At 44.3% G+C, this 22,263-nt stretch carries 17 protein-coding genes; 9 read left to right on the top strand and 8 right to left on the bottom strand.

Features of this window, described 5'->3' with window-relative positions; translation table 11 throughout:
• Position 1: 1 nt before the first annotated feature.
• The 4 genes from hslV to priA form a co-directional block, all read right to left on the bottom strand.
• Complete coding sequence (hslV, locus tag VEZ01S_RS11735) at positions 2-526, bottom strand: ATP-dependent protease subunit HslV (protein ID WP_021714262.1); 525 nt, start codon at positions 524-526, stop codon at positions 2-4.
• 157 nt (positions 527-683) lie between these two features.
• Positions 684-1,244 (bottom strand): SPOR domain-containing protein, encoded by a 561-nt coding sequence (locus VEZ01S_RS11740; RefSeq protein ID WP_021714263.1) that lies wholly within the window; start codon positions 1,242-1,244, stop codon positions 684-686.
• A 66-nt stretch (positions 1,245-1,310) separates the two neighbouring features.
• Positions 1,311-2,315, bottom strand: coding sequence for a DNA-binding transcriptional regulator CytR (gene cytR / locus VEZ01S_RS11745; protein ID WP_021714264.1), 1,005 nt, complete (start codon positions 2,313-2,315; stop codon positions 1,311-1,313).
• Between the two features lie 191 nt (positions 2,316-2,506).
• Entirely contained in the window at positions 2,507-4,708 is a 2,202-nt protein-coding gene (gene priA, locus VEZ01S_RS11750; protein WP_021714265.1) for a primosomal protein N', read from the bottom strand.
• Between the two features lie 301 nt (positions 4,709-5,009).
• Between priA and rpmE the strand changes: the two genes are divergently transcribed.
• Complete coding sequence (gene rpmE / locus VEZ01S_RS11755; protein ID WP_021714266.1) at positions 5,010-5,228, top strand: 50S ribosomal protein L31; 219 nt, start codon at positions 5,010-5,012, stop codon at positions 5,226-5,228.
• Between the two features lie 209 nt (positions 5,229-5,437).
• The gene (locus tag VEZ01S_RS11760; protein ID WP_021714267.1) at positions 5,438-6,700 is read left to right on the top strand and encodes a malic enzyme-like NAD(P)-binding protein; all 1,263 of its coding nucleotides are present in this window, start codon (positions 5,438-5,440) and stop codon (positions 6,698-6,700) included.
• 91 nt (positions 6,701-6,791) lie between these two features.
• Here VEZ01S_RS11760 and metJ read toward each other — a convergent pair whose 3' ends face one another.
• Positions 6,792-7,109 carry a met regulon transcriptional regulator MetJ gene (gene metJ / locus VEZ01S_RS11765; protein WP_021714268.1) on the bottom strand — a complete coding sequence of 106 codons (318 nt, stop codon included), beginning with the start codon at positions 7,107-7,109 and terminating at the stop codon, positions 6,792-6,794.
• A 187-nt stretch (positions 7,110-7,296) separates the two neighbouring features.
• Here metJ and VEZ01S_RS11770 point away from each other — a divergent pair, with 187 nt between their 5' ends.
• The 3 genes from VEZ01S_RS11770 to metF all read left to right on the top strand — a co-directional run bounded on the left by VEZ01S_RS11770 (position 7,297) and on the right by metF (position 11,928).
• Positions 7,297-8,460, top strand: coding sequence for an O-succinylhomoserine (thiol)-lyase (locus tag VEZ01S_RS11770; protein ID WP_021714269.1), 1,164 nt, complete (start codon positions 7,297-7,299; stop codon positions 8,458-8,460).
• Between the two features lie 2 nt (positions 8,461-8,462).
• Positions 8,463-10,871 (top strand): bifunctional aspartate kinase/homoserine dehydrogenase II, encoded by a 2,409-nt coding sequence (locus tag VEZ01S_RS11775; RefSeq protein WP_021714270.1) that lies wholly within the window; start codon positions 8,463-8,465, stop codon positions 10,869-10,871.
• Positions 10,872-11,043: 172 nt separating this feature from the next.
• Positions 11,044-11,928 (top strand): methylenetetrahydrofolate reductase, encoded by an 885-nt coding sequence (gene metF, locus VEZ01S_RS11780; protein ID WP_021714271.1) that lies wholly within the window; start codon positions 11,044-11,046, stop codon positions 11,926-11,928.
• 169 nt (positions 11,929-12,097) lie between these two features.
• Here the strand turns inward: metF and VEZ01S_RS11785 are convergent, their stop codons facing one another.
• The 3 genes from VEZ01S_RS11785 to argE form a co-directional block, all read right to left on the bottom strand.
• Entirely contained in the window at positions 12,098-12,628 is a 531-nt protein-coding gene (locus VEZ01S_RS11785) for a PadR family transcriptional regulator (protein ID WP_021714272.1), read from the bottom strand.
• Positions 12,629-13,049: 421 nt separating this feature from the next.
• Entirely contained in the window at positions 13,050-15,680 is a 2,631-nt protein-coding gene (ppc, locus tag VEZ01S_RS11790) for a phosphoenolpyruvate carboxylase (RefSeq protein ID WP_021714273.1), read from the bottom strand.
• A gap of 177 nt (positions 15,681-15,857) precedes the next feature.
• Positions 15,858-17,024 (bottom strand): acetylornithine deacetylase, encoded by a 1,167-nt coding sequence (argE, locus tag VEZ01S_RS11795; protein ID WP_021714274.1) that lies wholly within the window; start codon positions 17,022-17,024, stop codon positions 15,858-15,860.
• 131 nt (positions 17,025-17,155) lie between these two features.
• Here argE and argC point away from each other — a divergent pair, with 131 nt between their 5' ends.
• From argC to argH, 4 genes are all read left to right on the top strand, one after another.
• The gene (gene argC / locus VEZ01S_RS11800) at positions 17,156-18,175 is read left to right on the top strand and encodes an N-acetyl-gamma-glutamyl-phosphate reductase (RefSeq protein WP_021714275.1); all 1,020 of its coding nucleotides are present in this window, start codon (positions 17,156-17,158) and stop codon (positions 18,173-18,175) included.
• A 22-nt stretch (positions 18,176-18,197) separates the two neighbouring features.
• Complete coding sequence (argB, locus tag VEZ01S_RS11805) at positions 18,198-18,980, top strand: acetylglutamate kinase (RefSeq protein WP_021714276.1); 783 nt, start codon at positions 18,198-18,200, stop codon at positions 18,978-18,980.
• A 77-nt stretch (positions 18,981-19,057) separates the two neighbouring features.
• Positions 19,058-20,272, top strand: coding sequence for an argininosuccinate synthase (locus VEZ01S_RS11810; protein ID WP_021714277.1), 1,215 nt, complete (start codon positions 19,058-19,060; stop codon positions 20,270-20,272).
• 56 nt (positions 20,273-20,328) lie between these two features.
• Positions 20,329-22,203, top strand: a complete 1,875-nt coding sequence (gene argH, locus VEZ01S_RS11815; protein WP_021714278.1) for an argininosuccinate lyase — start codon at positions 20,329-20,331, stop codon at positions 22,201-22,203.
• The last annotated feature ends 60 nt before the right edge of the window (positions 22,204-22,263 follow it).

A 22,263-nucleotide genomic window follows, 5' to 3' on the forward strand; every position in this document is an offset into this window, starting at 1 on the left:
CTTAGTACTCAAGTTCATCAATAGTGTGATGATGGTTAGTAAATACACAGATATCGCCTGCGATCTTGAGAGCTTTTTCTGCAATCTCTCTTGCGTCTAGATCTGTATTTTCTAGTAATGCAGTTGCGGCTGCTTGAGCAAAGTTGCCACCAGAACCAATAGCAACAAGGTCGTGTTCAGGTTGAACAACATCACCATTACCAGTAATGATGAAAGAGGCGGTGTCATCGGCTACCACAAGCAGTGCTTCTAGGCGACGCAGGGCGCGGTCGCTACGCCAATCTTTAGCCAGCTCTACAGCGGCGCGAGTCAGATGGCCTTGGTGCATTTGCAGCTTGCTTTCTAGTCGCTCAAATAGGGTGAATGCGTCAGCGGTACCGCCAGCAAAACCAGCAAGTACTTTGTCGTTGTAGAGTCGGCGAACTTTCTGTGCGTTGCCTTTCATTACAGTGTTGCCTAGAGAAACTTGTCCATCACCAGCGATGACGACTTTATTGTTTCGGCGTACGGATACTATGGTAGTCACGAGGTTTCCTTCTAATTTTAATTTCACCAGTGAGATTAAAATGAAGTGGGGACGGACGTGGGCAAATTCAAGGTGACAGTAGAGAGGAGTGCAGGCTTATAGTAAATCAAATCAAAGAAAAACAGCCTTGGTTATAATGTTAACCAAGGCTGTTAGATTAGTAACCGGGATCTTTTTGGATCATACAAGGTTCAATTTTGGCACGTTGCAGTTTGTGCATATCTCGCACGGCATCGCGTTTACGAGGGTAAGGCCCTAGAATAACACGATGATAATGACTACCCGATCTTTGTCGTATTTCACTTTTTATACCTTGAAAAGCAATGTCTACTTTGCGCGACTTGGCTTGCGCAACAGTGCGGTAAGCGCCACATTGCATTATGTAAGGTATTTTAGGCAGCTTCTCTTCTTTGGCGACGACTTTAATTTCACGCTCAGGCAATGTTTTCACATATTCCCACTGCTCTTCTGGAGGAGGTGGTAGGTTTTCTGCGCTCTTATTTACCGTCGATTGCTCTTTTGCCGTTAGGTCAACGTCTACTGGCTGTTGAGGCTCTGGAGTTTTGCTTAAGGAATATAACCCATAGCTAAATGCACCAATCAATGCGCCAGCAAAGACGATCATCTTCCAAGGTTTTTTGGATTGTTTTGATGGGGCTGGTTTACGCGTTTTTTTAGGTTGCGTACGGCCACCCTTTACATAGTCTTTTCTTGCCACTCGAATTAATCTATTCCATTGCTCACGTTTTCTATGTTAATGCAGAAAACGTTCAGATAACAGACCCTAATAACTTGGTGGTAGGGTACTTTGTCGAATGATCAGTTCTGTTTCCAATAATCGCGAGCCAGAACTGATCTCGTTGCCACTGAGTATCTCAAACAACATCTGAGTGGCTTGATAGCCTATATCATAACGGGGTTGAGAGACAGTTGTAAGTGGGGGATCACAGTATTCTGAGAACTCTATATTATCAAAGCCAATAAAAGAAATATCTTGTGGGACCCTAAGCCCCATATTTTTGGCTTCTTTGATTGCACCAATCGCCATCATATCGTTATGGCAAAAAATAGCGCTAGGTGGGGAGCCGGCATTCATGAGTTTACGTAATGCAGCAGCGCCTGACTTGAAGGAGAAATCTCCCGTTGCGGAGTTGCTAAGATCAATACTCAGCCCGGCACGGCGTAGAGCTTGCTGAAACCCTTGGCTACGGAAGCTGGAAAGAGGCGCATCGGCTGGGCCACAAATTTCACCAATGCGTTTGTGCCCAAGCTTGGCAAGATAGTTAACGGCTTGAAAAGAGGCTGTCAGGTTATCAATATGCACTGTGGGCAGCTCTAATTCAGGTGCATACTCACAAGCCATAACCATAGGTGGAAGGTTTTTTTGCTCGGTAATACTGGCATCAATGGGTAAATCAGTACCCAGTAAGATAAGCCCATCGGCTTGTTTAGAATAGACGAGATTGACCAATGAATTATCTCGGCATTTTTGTTGAGAGCTGTCACCGTGCAGGACAAGGTAGCCTTGTTTTGATGCTGCAGCTTCAATGCCTCGAATAATTTCGGCAAAATACGGGTCACAGAGGTCGGGTACAATAACCACAAGAGTTTTTGACTCATTGCGTTTCATGCTACGCATGATCGTACTAGGGCAATATCCAGATTCAATTACGGCTTCTTCTACTCGCTTGCGAGTGGAAGAGGAGACTTTTTCTGGGTTCATTAATGCTCTTGATACGGTTGCCGTTGATACTCCAGCCAGCCCAGCAACATCCTTCATCGTCGCCATAGTACGTCGTCCTCTATGAAATTTAGCACGTGTTTGATTCAATCCATGACGCAAACTTATTTCAACTTACCTAAGCTTAATTGCGAGTGAAAAATAAGTGTAACCAGTTTTCGCCAAACAGTTTAAGGGGCATGTAGCAAAATCACATAACTTACTGTGAAGTGACTCGCATTTTACTATATGCATCAGGTTTAACTTAAGTCCATCGGCTCCACATCGATGTGCCAACGGACTTTTTTTGCATTTGGAAGCATGTCTAGCGCAGGTTTTGCACTCATAAGCAGCTTTTGCATCGTTGATCGTAATTGGCACTGCAAAATAAGTTGCCAACGAGATTTTCCTGCTCGTTTTGCCATTGGTGCGGGTGTGGGGCCGAGCACCCAGCATTGCTGATCAAATAAAGGATGGGCTTCTAATGTTTGCCTAACCTGTCTTAAAAAGTCTTCAGCCAATTGTGAGTGATTGGATTCAGCTCTAAACAGAGAAAGGCTGGCATAGGGCGGCAACTGCGCCACTCTGCGCTCCATTAAGGCACTTTGTGCAAATTCTGGATACCCTTTGTGTAGTAGAGCTTGCAGCAGAGAGTGCTCTGGATGGTGCGTTTGTAAAACAACGTGTCCGGGTTTGCTGGCGCGTCCTGCTCGTCCCGCTACCTGTATAAATAATTGCGCCAGTTTTTCTGATGCTCGGAAATCACTGCTGTATAGCGATGAGTCCACATCGAGTAACGCCACTAAAGTTACATCGGGAAAGTGGTGTCCTTTGGCGAGCATTTGTGTACCAATAAGAATTTGATATTCACCATTGCGAATAGACTCCAATGCGCTCTCTAGACTGCCTTTACGACGTGTATTGTCTCGGTCAATACGAATGGTTTTAAACTCTGGAAATAAGGTTTCTAAGTGCGCTTCAAGCTGTTCTGTGCCAACGCCAACGGTGACTAGATGCGTTGAACCACAACTGTGACATTGATGAACGACGGGTTTTTGTGAACCACAATGGTGGCATCGCATCTCACTGCTGCCTTGATGGAAGGTATAGTACGCATCGCATCGGCTACATTCAGCAATCCATCCGCATTCATGACACATTAATGCGGGAGAAAAACCACGGCGATTTAAAAACAACATCACCTGATTACCTTGTTGAAGGTGCTTGCGCATTTGTGCGATCAGTGGGGCGCTCAAACCACTTTCTAGATATAAACCTTTTACATCAATCACGCTGTTTTTTGTAGGGCTTGCACCGCCGGCGCGCTCAGTCAATTTAAGGTGTAAGTATTTTCCTGAAAGGGCGTTATTTAGAGTTTCTAATGAGGGGGTTGCAGAGCCCAATACAACAGGCACATTTTCAGAGTGAGCCCTCATTATAGCCATGTCTCTGGCATGATAGCGTAGGCTATCTTGTTGTTTATAAGATGAATCATGCTCTTCATCGACAATGACAATGCCAAGGTTGGCAAAGGGAGTCAGCAAGGCTGAACGAGTACCAATCAGAATGCCACATTCTTTATTTTTAGCCGCTAGCCACGCATTGAGGCGCTCGCTGTCATTGAGCCCAGAGTGAATCGTCTCAATGGGAACGTTAAAGCGTCGTTTAAAACGGTTGATGGTTTGTGGCGTTAAACCAATTTCGGGTACTAAGACTAAGGCTTGCTGACCTTGCTGGATGACCGACTCTATAAGTTGAAGATAAACCTCAGTTTTGCCAGAGCCGGTGACCCCATCCAAAAGAGCACATTCGTAACCTTCGATGTGGTTGACTGTGACCACAGACAACATTTGCTCATGATTAAGTTGACGCTTGTCTTCTTCATTAATGAGCTTGCTAGGCCACTGGTCGTTAATTTCAATACTTTCTGAACAAGTCACCCATTGCTTTTGTTCTAATGTTTTTAACACTGAGCTAGAGATATCGAGAGTGGCAAGCTCATGTTGAGCAAGCGCAGCGTACTGCAACGTATGCATAACCTTAGCTTGCTGTACCGCGCGTCCAAAGCCTTGCATTAATTGGTTGCGTCCAGATTCTGTAAGCTGCCAAATTTTTTGCGGTTGTTTATGGGCGGGTTTGCCTTTACGTAGGGCGCCAGGCATTGCCCCATTTAATGTTTCCCCAAGAGGGTACTGATAAAATCGACTTGCCCAATAGATCAGTTTATATAATTTCTCTGGCCAGATAGGTTCGAGATCCAGCACTTCAGTTAAGGGCTTGAGCTTATTAATATCATATTCTGATTGATGAGTGAGGGCTGTGATAACGCCCAGTCGCTTTTTGGGGCCAAATGGCACCCACGCACGCACGCCCACCACAGGAAATAAGTGTGAAGGGATGAGGTATTCAAATTCTTTATCTAGAGGTACGGGCAAGGCAACTCTAGCGATTGTTGGGCGCATGGGGTCTCTTAGGTGTTTCTACTATCTGGATTATTACCGTGGTGATCATACTAGAAAAAGACCGCGGACATGACGAAAAATGTGTACTACCTGACTCAGTATTGCTTTGCTGAGGTAAAGATATAGGAATAATATAGTGAATGTGGTGAAAAAAGGGACAAATCAGTTGATCCCTAAAGACTAATTCATTACTATACTGCGCCTTGAAGATGCTGTATTACGCGGTGTCACTGTTAGAAACTACGTGTGGTGTCCAACCTTAGATTTGGATAGCGACGCGGCCTATAAATGAGGTTTTCCCATGAAACCAGGTATCCATCCTGAATACAAATCTGTAACAGCTAACTGCTCTTGCGGAAATACTTTTGAGTTCAACTCAACTCTAGCTAAAGAATCTATCCACCTAGACGTATGTGACAAATGTCACCCGTTCTACACTGGTAAGCAACGTATCGTTGATACTGGCGGCCGTGTTGATCGCTTTAACAAGCGTTTCGGTGCTCTTTCTTCTAAGAAATAATCTTAGTTGTAAAGATACAGAAAAAAGGTCGCTTAGGCGGCCTTTTTTGATCGCGCCAGAAAACCATTCTATCTACTTGCCTTTATTCTAAGTTAATCATCTAGCGTATTCCTTTTTACTCTAGTGACCTTGTAGTACATTTCGTTTTTTTTATTTACAATCACAAATTATTTTCTTTTCTCCTAATATCTACGAAGGGATGCTCTTTGATGTCAGATGACCAACCGATAAATGATTTCCGCCAACAAGCTCTTGATTATCACGAGTTTCCTAAGCCAGGAAAAATAGCTGTTGAATTAACAACTCCTGCTGATTCAGTACATGATCTAGCGTTAGCTTATAGCCCCGGAGTTGCTGAGCCTGTACGCGAAATCGCTCAAAATGCGGACAACGTGTACAAGTACACGGCAAAAGGAAATATGGTCGCGGTCATTTCAAACGGCACCGCTATTTTGGGTCTAGGTAACTTAGGGCCAATGGCTTCTAAGCCTGTGATGGAAGGCAAGGCATTATTGTTCAAACGTTTTGCAGGGCTAGATTCGATCGATATAGAAGTTAAGCACCGTACTATTGATGAGTTCGTCGATACCGTTGCAGCGATTGCCGATACTTTTGGTGGCATTAACCTAGAAGATATCAAAGCACCAGATTGTTTTGAAATTGAGAGTCGACTTATTGAACGATGCGATGTCCCTGTATTTCATGATGATCAACACGGCACAGCGATTGTGACCGCAGCGGGTATGCTTAATGCAATTGAGCTGCAAGGAAAGCAACTGTGCGACTCAACGATTGTTTGTCTAGGTGCTGGCGCTGCTGCAGTAGCGTGTATGGAGCTATTGATTAAATGCGGTGCTCAGCGTGAGAAAATCTACATGCTAGATCGTAAAGGCGTTATTCATACTCGTCGTGATGATTTAAATGAATACAAGCAGTTATTTGCCAATAACACCGATAAGCGCACTCTTGAAGATGTGATTGAAGGTGCGGATCTGTTCCTTGGAGTCTCGGGTCCGAACCTATTATCACCTGAAGCATTAGCGCTGATGGCAGACAAGCCTGTGGTGTTTGCTTGTTCTAACCCTGATCCTGAGATTAAGCCAGAACAGGCACATGCGGTGCGCAGTGATCTTATTATGGGGACTGGCCGTTCAGACTACCCAAACCAAGTGAACAACGTGATTTGTTTCCCGTTTATTTTCCGTGGCGCTTTAGATGTCAGAGCCAGTGAAATTAATATTGAAATGAAATTGGCCGCTGTTGAGGCCATTCGTCAGTTGGCAAAAGAACCGGTGCCAACGGAAGTCATGCAAGCGGCTGGAGTGAGCTCATTGGAGTTTGGTCATGGCTACATCATTCCTAAGCCTATGGACCCACGTTTGCTGCCTAGAGTCGCTCGAGCAGTAGCAGAAGCTGCGGTTGCTTCAGGCGTTGCTCGCATTGAGCTACCAAAGGGTTATATGCAAGAATAATATCAGTTGAAAGTAAAGAGGGTTAGAGTGCTGTCACTCTAACCCTTTTTTATTATCTCTATTTAGGCATTATGCTAGTTTAGTATTACTGTTAGTCATCAAAGACTTCTAATTCGATACCAAGATCTGACATGATTTTTTTTGCCTCAGTGGGGATTTCATCAGGGCAATCTTTTCTCAGGTCTTCATCGGTTGGCAGAGGTTGGCCAGTATAAGCGTGTAAGAAAGCTTCACACAAAAGCTCACTGTTGGTTGCATGGCGTAGGTTATTAACCTGACGGCGTGTTCGCTCATCCGTTAGGATTTTGAGAACCTTAAGCGGAATAGACACAGTGATCTTTTTAACTTGAGTGCTTTTCTTACCGTGCTCAGCATATGGGCTGATGTATTCGCCATTCCAGTCTGCCATTAGAAACCTTTATTACCTAATATAAGTGTGAGTGCCTAATTCTAGCGATATTTACCGCTATATGTAAAGGCCTTTAGACGTCTAGATGTGTTGAAGTCTAATTCTGTTCACGGTAATCTAGTAATAGATTCAGATTAATTTGATTGGCTGCAAACTCTCCAGTCATCGCCAAAGGAAGGACCAGAAAATGAGCCGTAAACATAAGTCATCGACAATTGCCGTGCGAACCGGCATAGAGTCTGATACACAGCACCATGCTGTTGTTCCCCCGATTTACCTGTCCACTAACTACGGCTTTCCTTCATTTGGGGATGTACCTAAGTATGATTATACCCGTTCTGGAAACCCCAATCGTGGACTGTTAGAAACAGCATTATTTGAACTAGAATCTGGTAAAGGTGCGGTTGTCACTAACTGTGGCACATCAGCATTAAACTTATGGGTCTCCGCATTTTTAGGTCCTGATGATTTAATTATTGCACCGCATGATTGCTACGGTGGTACTTACCGCTTGTTCAATACTCGAGCGCAGAAAGGTGACTTTAAGGTTGAGTTTGTCGATCAGTCAAACGATCAAGCACTGGCCGCTGCGATTGCAAGAAAACCAAAATTGATTCTTATCGAAACGCCATCTAACCCATTGGTTCGTGTGGTCGACATTAAAAAAGTATGTCAGCAAGCCGCTGAAGTTGGCGCATTAGTTGGCGTCGACAATACGTTTTTAACGCCTATTTATCAAAAACCGTTAGAGCTTGGCGCAGACTTTGTTATCCACTCCACAACCAAGTATATCAATGGTCACTCAGACGTGATTGGCGGCGTTGTCGTGACTAAAACGGAACAGCATGCAGAAGAGCTGGGCTGGTGGGGTAACTGCATTGGAGCGACAGGAACGCCTTTTGATAGCTATATGACATTGCGCGGCATTCGTACGTTGGGAGCGCGCATGCGTGTGCATGAAGAAAGCTCACAAGCAATTTTAAATTTCTTACAGTCTCAAAAGCGTGTGAAAACCATTTACCATCCAAGCCTACCGGATCATCCCGGCCATGAGATTGCTAAGCAACAGCAGTCAGGTTTTGGCAGTATGCTGAGCTTTGAGTTTGATGGTGATATTGAGCAGCTGAAAACCTTTATAAACAGCTTAACCTTGTTCTCTTTAGCTGAGTCACTCGGTGGAGTAGAAAGTTTGATTTGTCATCCAGCGACGATGACGCACAGAGCAATGGGTGAGAAAGCACTGGCAGAAGCTGGGGTTTCTCACTTCTTATTACGTCTATCTGTTGGGTTAGAGGATAGCGGTGATCTTATTGATGATCTTGCCCAAGCATTTGATTCGGTTGAGGGTTAATTATGAACAATGCAACGCAACTGCATAAGTTTGGTGGTAGCAGTCTGGCCAATGCAGAGTGTTTTGACCGTGTAGCAAATATCTTAGCTGAGTACTCTAATGTCGGTGATTTAGTGATTGTATCGGCCGCGGGTTCCACGACGAATAACTTACTTCGCTGGTTGACGGCTTTAGAGAAAGATGGGCGTATTGCTCATGAGATTTTATTGGAACTGAGAAGTTACCAGAATCAACTGATTTCCGATTTGCTTCCGCAAAAAACAGCCGCTCTTTTGCAAGATTTACTCAATAGTGAATTTACTGCGTTAAGTGCTTTAAATGCACCGTTAACTGAGCCTCAAAAGTCCGCAGTATTAGGGCATGGTGAAGTGTGGTCATCTCGCCTGTTAAGTGCATTGCTTTGCGAGAGAGACATGCAAAGTGTCGCCATTGATTCTCGTGATTTTTTACGTGCAGAAGCGGGGACTCAACCAGAAATCGATCGCAATTTATCCTGGCCATTAATGAAATCAGTGCTCGTTCAGCATCCACATAAGCGATTGGTTATTACTGGCTTTATGGCGTACAACCAACAGGGTGAAACTGTGCTGCTTGGCCGCAATGGTTCTGACTATTCGGCGACGATTGTCGGCGCATTAGCGGAAGTATCAAAAGTCACAATTTGGAGTGATGTAGCGGGTGTTTATAGCGCCGATCCTCGAATTGTAGAAGACGCTTGTTTACTGCCATTACTTCGTCTTGATGAAGCCAGTGAACTGGCACGCTTAGCCGCTCCTGTATTACACAGTCGAACGCTACAGCCTGTAGCACAAAGTGCTATGGACTTGGAGCTACGTTGTAGCCATCAGCCAGAATCAGGTTCAACGCGCATTGAACGCGTATTAGCTTCTGGTCGAGGCGCTAAAATAGTGACTTCATTAGATGATGTTAACTTGATTGAGCTAACGTTAAGCCAGGCACATGATTTTGAAAGCTTGGAACCGCAAGTATTGGCTTTGCTAAATAAAGCGCAATTAGCGCCTCTGGCTTATGAATCACAATCGGATCAGCACTGTCTACGCCTTGCTTACACTAGCGAGTTATTGGCGGGTGCTCTAGCGTGTATCGAATCAGCAAACTTTGAGGTGGCGATTGAGGTTAAGACCGGCTTATCGCTATTGGCGGCCGTTGGCGCGGGTGTGACCAACAACGCCAACCATTGCTTTGGTTTTTACCAAACATTGAAGAGCGTGAATGTTGAATTCATGTTTGAAACGGAATCAGAGCTGAGCATTATTGCTGTTGTCAGAACTACAGCGATCCCATCGTTATTGAAAGTGTTACACAAACAGCTATTTCAAGCTCAAAAACGTGTTGGCATTGTACTGTGTGGCAAAGGCAATATTGGTTCTAGTTGGCTTGATCTGTTTGCTAGCCAAAAAGACGAATTGGAAAAACGTCGAGGCATGAGCTTTGATCTTATTGGCGTTATTGCCAGTCAGCATTATTGGTTTGATGAAAAGGGCATTGATGCAAGCAAGGTTAATAGTCAGTTCTCGGAGAAGGCCGTTGCTGCTGAAGAAGATTGGCTACCTTTAGTCAATCGTCAAACTAGCTTTGATGAAATTGTGGTGCTCGATGTTACTGCCAGTCAGCAGGTCTCTGATCGCTATCTTGAGTTTGCAGAGCATGGGATGCATCTCATTTCAGCAAATAAACTGGCGGGTTCAGCGCCGAGTGAGTTTTACCATCAGGTACAAGACGTGTTTGCAAAAACAGGGCGTCACTGGTTGTATAATGCAACTGTAGGCGCAGGGTTGCCGGTAAATCATACCGTAAGAGACTTGCGTGAAAGTGGCGATGATATTGTCGCATTATCTGGGATCTTTTCTGGCACCTTATCGTGGCTATTCCAGCAATACGATGGCTCAATTCCGTTTAGCGAGTTGGTTGATTTAGCCTGGCAGCAAGGATTGACGGAACCCGACCCTAGAGCGGATTTAGATGGCACTGATGTGATGCGCAAATTGGTGATCTTGGCACGCGAATCTGGCTTAGAGCTTGAACCTGAAAGTGTCAAAGTGGAATCGTTAGTACCAGAGAGTTTGTTAGCACTGTCCGTTGATGAGTTCTTCCACCAAGCGAGCATCTTAAATGAGGCATTAGCGGAGCGCTTAGATAAAGCACAAAGCGAAGGAAAGGTTCTTCGATACATAGCACGGCTTTCTAAAGAAGGAGAGGCGACAGTGGGCGTAGAGGCGCTTGAAGCGCATCACTCTTTAGCGAATCTATTGCCTTGTGACAATATCTTCGCCATAGAGAGCAAGTGGTATAAAGATAATCCACTGGTTATTCGTGGCCCGGGTGCGGGACGAGAAGTCACTGCGGGTGCTTTGCAATCTGACCTAAATCGTTTATCTAGTCTATTATAATTCCTATCTCAAGCCTCTAACGGACTCTCGTTAGAGGCTTCCTCTCTTAAAAAGACTCAACTTTTGTACGAATTTTTGTTGACATCCCTCTCATAAATTTACATTATCTAGACATATAGACGTCTAAACGTTTAAAGTTATGTGATTGTGCGAATGCACAGGGAGAGGAAATATGGGTTATACACACGCAAGCCACATTGATGCACTCAATCAAAATGTTGCTGAGCTTTCTGATAATATCAATGTCTCTTTTGAGTTCTTCCCTCCTAGCAGTGAAAAAATGGAAGAGACCCTATGGAACTCAGTGCATCGCCTAAAAACATTAAAACCAAAATTTGTTTCGGTTACCTATGGTGCTAACTCTGGTGAGCGAGATCGTACTCACTCAATCATCAAAGAAATCAAAACTCAAACCAACTTAATTGCTGCGCCACATTTAACGTGTATTGATGCTTCTCGCGATGAGCTCATCACGATTGCTGATGATTATTGGAAGAACGGTATCGAAAGCATTGTTGCGTTGCGTGGTGATATACCGCCAAACGGTGGCACGCCAGATATGTACGCCTCCGATCTGGTTGAGTTACTTAAATCTCGCCATGACTTTGATATCTCAGTAGCGGCTTTCCCAGAAGTACACCCTGAAGCAAAAAGCGCTCAAGCGGATTTACTTAACCTGAAACGTAAAGTGGACGCAGGGGCAAACCGAGCGATTACTCAGTTTTTCTTTGATGTTGAAAGTTACCTTCGCTTCCGTGACCGCTGTGCGGCAACGGGTATCGATGTGGAGATCATCCCTGGTATTCTGCCGGTTTCTAATTTCAAACAAGCTTCTCGCTTTGCTGCGATGAACAACGTGAAAGTCCCTGGATGGATGGCGAAACAGTTTGAAGGGTTGGATGATGATCCTATGACTCGCCAGCTAGTAGGTGCAAGTCAGGCGATTGATATGGTGCGTATTTTAAGCCGTGAAGGAGTGAAAGACTTCCACTTCTATACCCTGAACCGTGCTGAGATGACGTATGCGCTATGCCACACTTTGGGTGTTCGCCCGTAGCGATTAGGTACGACATTCAATAACAATTAACGTTGCAATTATGATGGATATTGGCGGATGTGGATAAAGGGAATTTAGCCTAAGAAAACGCTATCGTTGTGGCTGTATATTGGTGTGAAATAAAACAAAGGACCTAGTGCATAAAAGCTAGGTCCTTTTGTTTTTTCAGTTAAGCAATCTCGCCCAACACTTCTTCAGCCCACTCATTCCAAGCTTCACGAGTCAAAAGGTTACGACGTAAAGTTAGTCGTTCAATTTTCTCTTTTTGGCTCAGGATACGGGTATCAGAGTAATGTGTATGTTCGATTTCTTTGTAAAACTGAACCAGTTTACGTGAATCGTTTAGTGCAAGTTGCAGTTGGTCAGAAAAACCTTCAGCAGGCTGAACTTCACATGCATAAAGTTTAGCTGCAAACTCATCTCTCACGGTTGGGTGCGAAATAGGTTGTTCAAACCATTTAGCCAGTGCCTCACGGCCGCGCTCTGTGATTGAGTAAATCTTTTTATCAGGCTTGCCTGATTGAGGGAATAGCTGACAAGTGACTAATTCTTTTTCTGCCAGTTTATTTAGCTCACGGTAAACCTGTTGGTGGCTTGCTTTCCAAAAGTAGCCAATGCTATAAGAAAACTCTTTTGTAATGTCGTAACCGGTAGCATCTCGTGTGCTTAGTACGGTCAATATAACGTGTGGTAATGACATGTTGTTCTTCCAAATTACTGCATATAAAAAACAACGCACAGTTCAGACTCTAGTTGGTCATCATTGAAGAGTGCGAGCCACTCAAGAAGTTCATGAGTGCATGTATTACCTTTTAAGCCATTCTCACCTGATAATAGTGTGTTTTATTATGGTTAATAAATAGGAGATATTGCGTCTCTTTTTTTAATGAAATACAAGATCCCTTACCTATAAGCTCACAGTTTACTATCATTTTTGGGGGTTGGATTAACGAAAAATAAGTATTACAAAAACATGTTTACTGCTTTCGGTCTCATATTGTGTTTGAGTGCAATCGGCTTGCTAGTGCGCAATGGATTAAAAAAGAGGGGAGAAGGGTACGGATATGAAAAAGCCCTAGCTCGAAGAGCTAGGGCTTAAGGATTAGCCTGACAGACTGAATTTAACCTGTGTTGCGCATTCCTGCTGCAATACCGGCAATAGTAATCATCAGTGCTTCTTCAAGCTCTGGATTATTCTGTTCTGTTTGTCTGGTGCGCTTCAGAAGCTCAACTTGCAACATGTTCAATGGATCAACATAGATGTTGCGTAGACGTATAGACTCTAGACCCCATGGGTCACTTTGCATTAGGTTCTCGTTATTTTCTACTTTAAGAACAGTTTGAATGTCTTTTTGTAGTTGTTCACGAAGGTTTTCACCTAAACGCCATAGTGATGGGTCTGTAAGCTTCTCATCATACAGTTTAGAGATATCCATGCTGCACTTGTAGTACACCATTTCAAGCATACCTAAGCGAGTAGAGAAGAATGGCCATTCACGACACATCTCTTCTAGTAACTCTAGGTGGCCTTTATCAATTGAGTATTGAATCGCTTCGCCTGCGCCTAACCATGCAGGAAGTACCAGACGGTTTTGGCTCCATGAGAAGATCCATGGGATAGCACGTAGGCTTTCTACGCCACCTTTCGGGTTACGCTTCGAAGGACGAGAGCCTAGAGGCAGTTTACCTAACTCAAGTTCCGGTGTTGCCGCGCGGAAATAAGGAACAAAGTCCGCTTCACCACGTACGACATTACGGTAAGACTCACAAGAAACCTGTGACAATACTTCCATCAGATCACGCCAATCTTGTTTTGGCTCTGGAGGTGGAAGAAGGTTCGCTTCTAAAATGGCGCTAGCGTATAAGTGCAAGCTGTTTACTGCTACTTGTGGTAGACCAAGCTTAAAGCGAATCATCTCACCTTGCTCTGTCACACGTAGGCCACCTTTTAAGCTTTTTGGTGGTTGCGATAGCAATGCTGCGTGCGCAGGAGCGCCACCACGACCGATAGTGCCACCACGACCATGGAACAATGTAAGGTCGATGTTTTCAACTTCAGAGACCTTAACCAGCTTATCCATTGCATCGTATTGTGCCCAGCCAGCAGACATTACACCGGCATCTTTTGCTGAGTCAGAGTAGCCAATCATGACCATCTGTTCGCCTTGGATAAATCCGCGATACCAATCAATGCTATACAGCTGTTGCATGACGGCTTCTGAGTTATTTAAATCTTCTAGAGTTTCAAATAATGGACAAACGCCTAAGCGGAACTTACAGCCCGCTTCACGTAGCAATAAGTGAACAGCAAGTACATCAGAAGCGGTACGTGCCATTGAAATAACATAAGAGCCAAAGGCTTCTTTAGGGTGAGCTGCAACCGTCTTACAGGTTTCAATCACCTCTTTAACCATTGGTGATGGTTCCCAGTTGTGTGGGATAAGAGGTCGGTTATCGCTCAGCTCTTTTACTAAGAAGGAAACCTTGTCTTGTTCACTCCACTGGTCGTAGTCACCCAGACCTAAGAAACGCGTTACTTCAGATAGAGCATTAGAGTGTTCTGTGCTTTCTTGGCGAATATCGAGTCGAACCAAGTGAACACCAAAACATTTGATGCGACGAAGTGTATCAAGCAGTGAGCCTTCAGCAATGACACCCATGCCACACTCATGTAGCGAGGTGTAGATGGTATGCAGTGGTTCCCACAGTTGGTCAGCTGTTTCTAAGATAGTGACATTTGGAATCGTATCGCCAGCCAGTCTTGCAGCAATAGACTTACGAGTGTTATTAAGCAGAGTGCGAATTTCTTTTAGGATGCCACGATACGGTTCGTGACTATCGCCAGCAAGCTCACGTACGGCTGCGTTACACTCAATCATAGAGAGTTCAGTAATCAGCTCTTCAATATCAGTGTGGTATAGATCCGCCGCTTTCCAGCGAGATAGCCAAAGTACTTCTTGAGTAATGTTATGAGTCACAAACGGGTTACCGTCTCTGTCTCCACCCATCCAAGAAGAGAAGTGCACTGGGCGAGCATCGATAGGTAGAGGCTCATCAAGGTGAGTCGATACTCGTTCGTCTAACTCACGTAAGAAGTCAGGAACTGCTTCCCAAAGAGAGTTTTCAACAACAGCAAAGCCCCATTTAGCTTCATCAAGAGGGGTAGGGCGTTGTTGACGAATAACGTCAGAGTGCCAGCTTTGAGCAATAAGTTGCTCTAAACGACGTTCTGTTTTAGTGCGCTCAGAGTGACCAATATCGCTAAGCTCTAGCTTAGACAAACAATCGTTTATCTTAAGTAGCTTATTGATCATGGTGCGACGAGAGATTTCTGTAGGATGCGCAGTAAGTACTAATTCAATATTGAGGTTTTTGATTGCGTCTGAAGCTTCTTTTTTAGAGATCTCTTTCGCATTTAGCTTATTAAAGAGAGTTTGAAGTACATCAGGTTCGCAAACATGCTCTTCGCAATGACGAGAAATTGTATGGTACTGATCGGCTATATTAGTCAGATTCAAAAATTGGTTGAATGCGCGAGCTACTGGGATAAATTGCTCATCCGGCAGGTTCTCAATCTCATGGATGAGAGCCTCTCTATCTTCTTTGTGACCGCTACGAGCTGACTTAGACAATTGACGAAGAGCTTCGATTTTATTAAAAATCTCCTCTCCGTGAGCGTCTTTAATGGTTCTGCCAAGTAGATTACCAAGCATCTTGACGTTACTGGTAAGTGCAGAATATTTCTTATTCATTTCATTGAGCCTCGTAATTAAATTACACATCTTTCCTTGAGTTAAGATCCAATCTATCCAAGAAAAGGGGTAAGAGTCAAACTTTGAACAAATTTGATTGAAAAACCAACATCTGAATTGATTTGAATCATAATTGATATCTACAACAATTCAGATGCTGAAACTTAATTTCACATACTATTCAGCTGAATTTGTGAAACAGTACTGGTTAATCGATTTTTGCAAAATATTAATCGTCGGATTAATAAAATCTAAACTCAAAAACTCATCAGGTTGATGCGCTTGATCAATAGAACCGGGTCCCATGACTAAAGTTGGACATAATTCTTGTAAAAACGGTGCTTCGGTACAGTAGTTGACGGTTTGTGACTCTGTTTCACACAGCTGTTGCATATCTTGTACAAAATGATGCTCAGCATGACATTCATAGCCTGGGATAGGTGGGTGTAGTGGATTAACCTCGATTCGTCCCGGCCATTTTTGCATTACAGTTTGTAAATGTTCTTGTAGTAATTGATCTAAGCTCTCAAGGCTTAATCCGGGTAAAGGCCTTAAATCGTAGTGCAGTTCACAACATCCACAAATACGGTTAGGGCTATCACCACCGTGAATGTGCCCAAGATTTAGGGTCGGATTAGGGATAGCAAACCCTGGGTGATGATAATCTTTAATTAAGCGTTGTTTGAGCTGCATTAATGAGTACATCACCTCGTGCATGATTTCGATAGCATTGACTCCCAATGCCGGATCGGAAGAGTGACCCGATTTACCGGTAATGCGAATGGCGTTTGCCATATGGCCTTTATGGCCCCGAATTGGCACTAAGTTCGTCGGCTCGCCTATGATGCAGTAGTCCGGTTTAAACGGAGCATCTTTGGTGAAATGTTTAGCGCCAAGCATGGTGGTCTCTTCGTCGCAAGTTGCGAGTATATAGAGTGGCTTCGTTTGCGTGCCCCAATCGGTACCGTTTTGTTGCATTTGTTTGACTGCATCTAAGATAAACGCAAAGAACCCTTTCATGTCCGCTGTTCCCAATCCGTAATAGCGATTGTCGGAGAGTGTTAATTGGTGAGGGTCAAAATTCCAGCGTCCTTGGTCAAAGGGAACGGTATCAGTATGTCCTGCTAGCAATAAGCCACCTTCGCCAGTGCCAAGCTGAGCCATTAGATTGAGTTTTCCAGGTTCCACTTCTTCAGTCGTTACGACAAAGCCAAGATCTTCAAACCAAGTGGCAAGTTTAGCAATAACTTGCGCGTTTCCTTGGTCCCATTTGGGGTCGGTAGAGCTGATGGAAGAAGTACTTATCAAGCCTTGATAAATATCAACAAATTTAGGTATTGGCATATTATCTTTACATCCACTATTGACAGATAACTAATGAAAGGTTAAAACACATACTAAGTCACAAAGAATGAATAAAAAAGCGAAATAAGCCTTTTTATTTACATTAATAATCAACTTTGCAGAGTCGGCTGATGATTAACGAAAAACAACTTAAAGTAGCGATTATTGGAGCTAGCGGTTATACCGGCGCTGAACTTGCCAATATGGTACTGAAACATCCTAGTCTCACGCTATCAGGTTTGTATGTCTCAGCCAACAGTCTAGACGCAAATAAGCCTATCAGTCAGCTGCATGGTAAATTGCTAGGTAAAATTGATATGCCACTGTTGCCATTGAATGATGTGGATGCCGTTGCTCAACAGGCTGATATTGTTTTCCTTGCTACCGCTCACCAAGTGAGCCATGACTTAGCACCGGTATTTTTAAAGCATAGCTGTCAAGTTTTTGACTTGTCTGGTGCATACAGAGTGCAAGGCGATGATTTCTACACTCAATACTACGGTTTTGAGCACGAACATTTAACTGAACTTGAACAAGCCGTGTACGGCCTAGCGGAATGGAATAAAGAGCAGATTTCGCAGACTGATCTAGTCGCTGTGGCAGGATGTTACCCAACTGCGTCGCAATTGGCGATTAAGCCAATTATTGAAGCGGGTTTACTGGATAGTAAGCAATGGCCGGTTATCAATGCGGTGAGCGGCGTTTCTGGCGCAGGAATCAAAGCCAGCAAAACCAATAGCTTTTGCGAAGTGAGCTTACAGGCGTATGGTGTATTTACTCACCGTCATCAACCTGAAATTTCAAACCACTTAGGGCAAGAGGTGATCTTTACTCCCCACCTAGGTAATTTTAAACGCGGTATTTTAGCGACTATTACGCTCAAGCTGGCTGACAACGTGAGCGCAGAACAAGTAGAGCAAGTGTTTACCGCAGCCTACAGCGACGCTGAGTTAGTAAGGCTAAAGCATCAAGACATGCCTAAGATTCAAGACGTGGAATACACACCGTTCTGCGATATTGGTTGGAAAGTACAAGGTCAGCATCTTATCGTCGTTTCTGCGATTGATAACCTATTAAAAGGGGCATCTGCGCAAGCAATGCAATGTTTGAATATTCGTAATCAATTCCCTGAAACAACAGCGTTGTTTTAAGTCGTCGCAAAGGAAGTCATTTATGAGCACATTACCGTTGGTTATTAAGTTAGGTGGAGCTGCACTTGAATGTAGCGAAACTTTGTCAAAACTATTTAAAGCGATTGAACAGGCATCTCAACAATCTCAACGTTCAATTGTTGTAGTACACGGAGGTGGTTATTTAGTGGATGAATTGCTAAATAGCTTACAACTTACTTCCACTAAAAAAGATGGACTGCGTGTGACTCCACAAGAGCAGATCCCTCTAATTACAGGCGCACTCGCGGGCACGGCCAACAAAATGCTACAAGGTGAAGCGATTAAAGCGGGTTTAAAAACCGTAGGTTTATGCCTTGCCGATGGCGGATTGTGTCATATTGAACAGCTTGATCCTGAATTGGGTGCAGTTGGTAAAGCAACGCCTGGTGACGCAAGTTTATTACAAGCCATTTTGGCGACCAACACATTACCTATCATTAGCTCAATTGGTTTAACAACAGCTGGGCAAATGATGAATGTGAATGCAGACCAAGCCGCCGTAGCCGTTGCGGGTGCTTTGGATGCGGAATTGGCATTATTGTCTGATGTGAGTGGTGTATTGGATGGCAAAGGACATTTGCTTGAGAGTCTAGATAAACCTCACGCAGATGAATTGATTCATGGACAAGTGATTACCGACGGAATGATCGTCAAGGTTCAAGCTGCGCTGCAAGCGGCTAGCGATTTAGGTCGACCTATCCAAGTCGCTTCTTGGCGCTACCCAGAAAAATTAGAACAACTGTTTGCCGGACAAAATGTTGGCACCCTTTTTCAGCCTGAATAGTAGGCAATTACATTTAGTAAATAACAATTATTAGGAATGTTCCACAAGCAACGTTCCTATTTATCGGAGAATTTAGTATGAGCAAAGTTAAAGTAAATAAGGTTGTTGTAGCCTATTCTGGTGGCCTAGATACATCAGTTATCATCCCTTGGCTAAAAGAAAACTACGGCTGTGAAGTTGTGGCATTTGTGGCGGATGTAGGTCAGGGCGAAGAAGAGCTACAAGGCATCGAAGAAAAAGCGAAAGCATCAGGTGCATCGGCTTGTTACATTGCTGACCTAAAAGAAGAAATGGTAGCAGATTACATCTTCCCAACCCTAAAAACAGGCGCATGCTACGAAGGTAAGTACCTACTAGGCACTTCTATGGCACGTCCTATTATCGCTAAGGCTCAAGTTGAAGTAGCACGTAAAGTAGGTGCAGACGCACTCTGTCATGGCTGTACAGGTAAAGGTAATGACCAAGTTCGTTTTGAAGGCGCATTTGCTGCTCTAGCACCAGACCTACATGTAATTGCTCCTTGGCGTGAGTGGGATCTAGTAAGCCGTGAAGAGTGTCTAGATTACCTAGCTGAGCGTAACATCCCTTGTTCTGCATCACTGACTAAGATCTACTCTCGTGATGCAAACGCATGGCACATCTCAACAGAAGGTGGCGTTCTAGAAGATACATGGAATGCGCCAAATGATGATTGCTGGGCATGGACAGTCGATCCAGAGCAAGCGCCAAACGAATCAGAAACAGTGACTGTTAAAGTTGAAAAAGGCGAAGTGACTGAGATCAATGGCGAGAAAATGACGCCATACAACGCGCTAGTATTCTTAAATGAAAAAGGCGTTAAACACGGTGTTGGTCGTATTGATATCGTAGAAAACCGTCTTGTTGGTATGAAATCTCGTGGTTGTTACGAAACTCCAGGGGGCACTATCATCATGGAAGCGCTACGTGCTGTTGAGCAACTTGTGCTGGATAAAGCCGCTTTTGAATTCCGTGAAGAGTTGGGCGTAAAAGCGTCTCACCTTGTCTATGATGGCCGTTGGTTTACTCCATTATGTCGTTCAATCCTTGCTGCTTCAGATGAACTGGCTCAAGATGTGAATGGTGAAGTAGTGATTAAATTGTATAAAGGTCAAGCCACCGTTGTTCAGAAACGTTCTGACAACAGCCTTTACTCTGAAGAGTTTGCTACATTCGGCGAAGACGAAGTGTACGACCAAAGCCATGCTGAAGGCTTTATCCGTCTGTACTCGCTTTCAAGCAGAATCCGCGCTCTTAATGAATTAAAGAAATAGCGTTAAAAATAGAATAAAGTAAGCAGCATTAGACTAAGGAATTTCAGGAGAACACAATGGCATTATGGGGCGGTAGATTTACCCAAGCAGCAGACACTCGGTTTAAACAGTTCAACGATTCACTTCGCTTTGATTACCGATTGGCTGAGCAAGACATTGTTGGCTCGATCGCTTGGTCTAAGGCTCTGCATTCGGTCAATGTTCTAACAGAAGAAGAGCAACAGAAACTTGAGTTAGCACTTAACGAGCTAAAACTGGAAGTGATGGAGGATCCTGAACAGATCCTTCAATCTGATGCTGAAGATATCCACTCATGGGTAGAGCAACAGTTAATCGGCAAAGTAGGGGATCTGGGTAAGAAGCTACACACCGGTCGTTCACGTAACGATCAGGTAGCAACGGATCTTAAACTGTGGTGTCGTCAGCAAGGTAATCAACTGTTGATTGCGCTAGATAAACTGCAAACCAAAATGGTTTCTGTGGCTGAGCAACATCAAGGCACGGTATTGCCAGGTTACACGCACTTACAGCGTGCTCAGCCGGTGACGTTTGCACACTGGTGTCTTGCCTACGTTGAAATGCTAGAGCGTGATTACTCAAGATTGAGTGACGCAATCAAGCGTTTGGATACTTGTCCGCTCGGTTCTGGCGCATTGGCGGGTACGGCTTATCCAATGGATAGAGAGCAACTTGCACATTCACTGGGCTTTCGTCGTGCAACCCGTAACAGTCTAGATTCTGTTTCTGATCGTGACCATGTTATGGAGCTGATGTCGATTGCATCACTGTCAATGTTGCACCTGTCTCGTCTGGCAGAAGATATGATCTTCTACAACTCAGGTGAGTCTAACTTCATTGAATTAGCGGATACTGTGACTTCAGGTTCTTCATTGATGCCACAGAAGAAAAACCCAGATGCACTAGAGCTGATTCGTGGTAAGTGTGGCCGTGTGTACGGTTCACTGGCTGGCATGATGATGACAGTTAAAGCATTGCCACTAGCGTACAACAAAGACATGCAAGAAGATAAGGAAGGTCTATTTGACGCCTTAGACACTTGGAACGATTGTATGGAAATGGCAGGTCTGTGTTTTGAAGGCATTAAAGTGAACGGTGAACGTACACTTGAAGCGGCGAAACAAGGCTATGCGAACTCTACTGAGCTTGCTGATTACCTAGTAGCGAAAGGCATTCCATTCCGTGAAGCGCACCATATTGTTGGGGTTGCGGTTGTAGCGGCCATTGCTAAAGGTTGCGCTCTGGAAGAGTTGAGCATTGAAGAGCTGAAACAGTTCTCTGATGTGATTGAGCATGATGTGTACGAGATTCTGACTATAGACTCTTGTCTTGAGAAGCGTTCGGCACTGGGCGGCGTAAGCCCGCAACAGGTGGCGCATGCGGTTGAACAAGCACAGCAACGTTTAGAGCAAAGAGACACCTCTGGCGTTAAAGTTCGCGCTGCTCGCCTCACTGATATCGATACCTTAGAAGGTATGGTGGCTTACTGGGCTGGCTTAGGTGAAAACTTGCCGCGTAGCCGCAGTGAACTCATCCGTGATATTGGCTCTTTTGCGGTCGCAGAGCATCTCGGTGAAGTGACCGGTTGTGCTTCTCTGTATGTGTATGACTCAGGCTTAGCTGAAATTCGTTCTCTAGGTGTAGAAGCGGGTTGGCAAGGGCAAGGTCAAGGTACTGCGGTTGTACAGCACTTGGTAGAACGAGCTCGTCAAATGGCGATTAAGAAAGTCTTTGTACTGACTAGAACGCCAGAGTTCTTTATGAAGCATCACTTCATTCCGACCTCAAAAATGCTACTGCCAGAGAAAGTACTAAAAGACTGTGAACAATGTCCACGTCAACATGCGTGTGATGAAGTGGCATTAGAACTGAATCTTAATGAGCAAATCATTGCTACGGTTAACGTCGCTTAATATTGCCATCCTTACATACCAAGTGCTGCTCTAAGTCGCTGTAGCGGTATGACAAAGTAA

It is taken from the genome of Vibrio ezurae NBRC 102218 (assembly GCF_000467185.1).
GTDB classification, from domain to species: domain Bacteria; phylum Pseudomonadota; class Gammaproteobacteria; order Enterobacterales; family Vibrionaceae; genus Vibrio; species Vibrio ezurae.

Coding starts and splice junctions, on each gene's coding strand:
- argH (WP_021714278.1), top strand. CDS start 20,329: ATGGCATTATGGGGCGGTAGATTTACCCAAGCAGCAGACACTCGGTTT.
- VEZ01S_RS11775 (WP_021714270.1), top strand. CDS start 8,463: ATGAACAATGCAACGCAACTGCATAAGTTTGGTGGTAGCAGTCTGGCC.
- argB (WP_021714276.1), top strand. CDS start 18,198: ATGAGCACATTACCGTTGGTTATTAAGTTAGGTGGAGCTGCACTTGAA.
- argC (WP_021714275.1), top strand. CDS start 17,156: ATGATTAACGAAAAACAACTTAAAGTAGCGATTATTGGAGCTAGCGGT.
- VEZ01S_RS11770 (WP_021714269.1), top strand. CDS start 7,297: ATGAGCCGTAAACATAAGTCATCGACAATTGCCGTGCGAACCGGCATA.
- VEZ01S_RS11810 (WP_021714277.1), top strand. CDS start 19,058: ATGAGCAAAGTTAAAGTAAATAAGGTTGTTGTAGCCTATTCTGGTGGC.
- priA (WP_021714265.1), bottom strand. CDS start 4,708: ATGCGCCCAACAATCGCTAGAGTTGCCTTGCCCGTACCTCTAGATAAA.
- metJ (WP_021714268.1), bottom strand. CDS start 7,109: ATGGCAGACTGGAATGGCGAATACATCAGCCCATATGCTGAGCACGGT.
- VEZ01S_RS11760 (WP_021714267.1), top strand. CDS start 5,438: ATGTCAGATGACCAACCGATAAATGATTTCCGCCAACAAGCTCTTGAT.
- argE (WP_021714274.1), bottom strand. CDS start 17,024: ATGCCAATACCTAAATTTGTTGATATTTATCAAGGCTTGATAAGTACT.
- cytR (WP_021714264.1), bottom strand. CDS start 2,315: ATGGCGACGATGAAGGATGTTGCTGGGCTGGCTGGAGTATCAACGGCA.
- metF (WP_021714271.1), top strand. CDS start 11,044: ATGGGTTATACACACGCAAGCCACATTGATGCACTCAATCAAAATGTT.
- ppc (WP_021714273.1), bottom strand. CDS start 15,680: ATGAATAAGAAATATTCTGCACTTACCAGTAACGTCAAGATGCTTGGT.
- VEZ01S_RS11785 (WP_021714272.1), bottom strand. CDS start 12,628: ATGTCATTACCACACGTTATATTGACCGTACTAAGCACACGAGATGCT.
- rpmE (WP_021714266.1), top strand. CDS start 5,010: ATGAAACCAGGTATCCATCCTGAATACAAATCTGTAACAGCTAACTGC.